The organism is Streptosporangium sp. LJ11, from assembly GCF_051918945.1.
GTDB lineage: Bacteria > Actinomycetota > Actinomycetes > Streptosporangiales > Streptosporangiaceae > Streptosporangium.
This window is the reverse complement of sequence record NZ_JBPXMB010000080.1, coordinates 1-2142: the sequence shown is the minus strand read 5'-3', so window position 1 is coordinate 2142 and position 2142 is coordinate 1. Positions and strand designations below refer to the sequence as shown.

Annotated in this window: 3 protein-coding genes; 1 reads left to right on the top strand and 2 read right to left on the bottom strand. The window is 70.4% G+C overall.

From position 1 onward, the window contains the following. The coding region (locus ACTOQ3_RS43420) for an alpha/beta fold hydrolase (protein WP_440089909.1) at positions 1-339 on the top strand (339 nt) is incomplete at its 5' end. Between the two features lie 63 nt (positions 340-402). On the opposite strand, the gene ACTOQ3_RS43415 is transcribed toward ACTOQ3_RS43420, so the two are convergent. Then, on the bottom strand, positions 403-1695 hold the full coding sequence (locus ACTOQ3_RS43415) for an ArsB/NhaD family transporter (RefSeq protein WP_440089908.1): 1293 nt from the start codon (positions 1693-1695) through the stop codon (positions 403-405). Beyond that, the coding region (locus ACTOQ3_RS43410) for a CBS domain-containing protein (protein ID WP_440089907.1) at positions 1692-2142 on the bottom strand (451 nt) is incomplete at its 5' end. The genes ACTOQ3_RS43415 and ACTOQ3_RS43410, both read right to left, overlap by 4 nt.

Here is a 2142-nt window from a genome sequence, read left to right as displayed (position 1 = left end):
CGTGACCTGTCCACCCGGCCCGCCGGCCAGGTCATGGCCGCCTTGAGCGAGCGCGACCAGGCCGAACTTCTCGCGCTGTTCACCCTGATGCGCTCGGGTGAGGGTTTCGTCAACGACATGCTGGCCGTCCCCGACTGCGCCGGGCAGGTCACCCAGCCGGCCCTGGTCATCGCCAGCCGCACCGACCGCTCGGTCCCCTTCACCCACGCCGAATCCCTCGCCGCGACCATTCCCCGGGCCGAGCTGGCCGAAAGCCGGGCCGACGGTCACATGATCTGGTTCGCCCCCGACTACCCCGCGATCGCCGCGAAGATCAAGGACTTCCTCGCCGCGGGGTGAGGCGCTGTCCCGGCTCTTTCGGCCCGCGGCCATGCCTCGCCGCCCGGAAGGCGGGGGAGGGGTTCACATCAGGTAGCGCAGCCACAGGTAGGGCGTCACCAGCGCCACGGTGACGAAGGCGACGATGAGACCGTACCGGGTGAACTCCCAGAAACTGATCGGGGTGCGGTTGCGGGCGGCGATGCCGATGATGACGACGTTGGCGGCGGCGCCGACGGCGGTGGCGTTGCCGCCCAGGTCGGCGCCGAAGGCCAGCGCCCACCACAGCACCTGGGCGTGGTCGTTGCCGCCGTTCGCCTGCACCAGGTCGGCGACGATCGGGCTCATGGTCGCCACGTAGGGGATGTTGTCCACGATCGCCGAGATGCCGGCCGAGGCCCACAGCAGGCCGATCGCGGTCAGCCCCAACCGGCCTTCGGTGGCGCCGACGGCGGCCTGGGAGATCTGGCCGATGACGCCGGTCTCGACCAGGGCGCCGACCATGACGAACAGTCCCATGAAGAACACCAGGGTGGGCCATTCGACCTCGGCGATGGCCTGCTCGGTGGTGACCTTGGTGGCCGCCACCAGGATCCCGGCGCCGAGGATCGCCACCACCGAGGGCTCGTAGTGCAGCACCGGGTGCAGCACGAAGGCGGCCATCACCAGGGCGAGCACGACCAGGCTCTGCCACAGCAGGGTGCGGTCGGCGATGGCCTCGCGCTCGTCCAAGGCCATGATGCCGGCGGCGCGTTCGGGGTCGTGGACGAACGCCGTGCGGAACATGATCCGGCACAGGCCGACGAACACCACCGTCACGACGACGATCATCGGTGCCATGTGGGCGAGGAAGTCGTTGAAGCTCAGCCCGCCCCGGCTGGCGATGATGATGTTGGGCGGGTCGCCGACCAGGGTGGCGGCCCCGCCGATGTTGGAGGCCATCGCCTCGGCGAGGAGGAACGGCACCACCGGCAGCGCCAGGCGCTCGCACACCAGGAACGTCACCGGCGCGATCAGCAGCACCGTGGTGACGTTGTCCAGCAGCGCCGAGGCCAGCGCGGTGATGACCACCAGCAGCACCATCAGCCGAAACGGGCGTCCCCGGGCCCGTTTGGCGGCCCAGATCGCCAGGTACTCGAACACGCCTGTCTGCTTGAGCACCCCGACGATGACCATCATGCCCAGCAGCAGGAAGATGACGTTCCAGTCGACACCGGTCTCCGAGGAGAAGAACGCCGCCTGCGCGTCGCTGGCGTGGACGGCCAGCATGATCCCGGCTCCGCCGAGGGCGGAGGCGACCCGGTGGATCCGCTCGGTCGCGATCAGCGCATAAGCGCCGAGGAAGACCGCCACCGACAGCCAGGCCAGAGCCGTCATGAGGCGAGCATCCGGTCCATGAGCGCCTGCAGCGTCACCGCGCCGTGCAGGCGGCCCTCGCCCACCACGGCGACCAGCGGGCTGTGGGTGCGGGCCATCAGCGTGGCGATCTCCAGCACGGTGGCGTCCGGATCGGTGACCGGTAGCTCGCGCGGTGTGGGCGGCAGCGCCTGGCGTACGGTCTGGCCGGCCATGTTGTGCAGGAAGGCGTCGGCGTGGGCCTCGTCCACCACCCGGGCCAGCGCCGGATCGTCCTGGCAGTAGCCGGGCACCGCCAGGGCCAGCACCTGGGTGCCGGCCAGGATGCTCAGCGGCAGCCCGCCGGAGTCCACCACGATCAGGCCCGGCAGATCCTGGTCGGCCAGCAGCCGGGCCGCGTCCAGCACGGAGGTGCCGAGGGTGACGGTGGGAAAATCGACGAGCAGGTCACGAGCACGCATGAGGGCC

What these genes read in the sequence shown, in the direction of transcription:
- ACTOQ3_RS43415 (WP_440089908.1), bottom strand. Translation starts at nt 1,695, where the DNA reads ATGACGGCTCTGGCCTGGCTGTCGGTGGCGGTCTTCCTCGGCGCTTAT.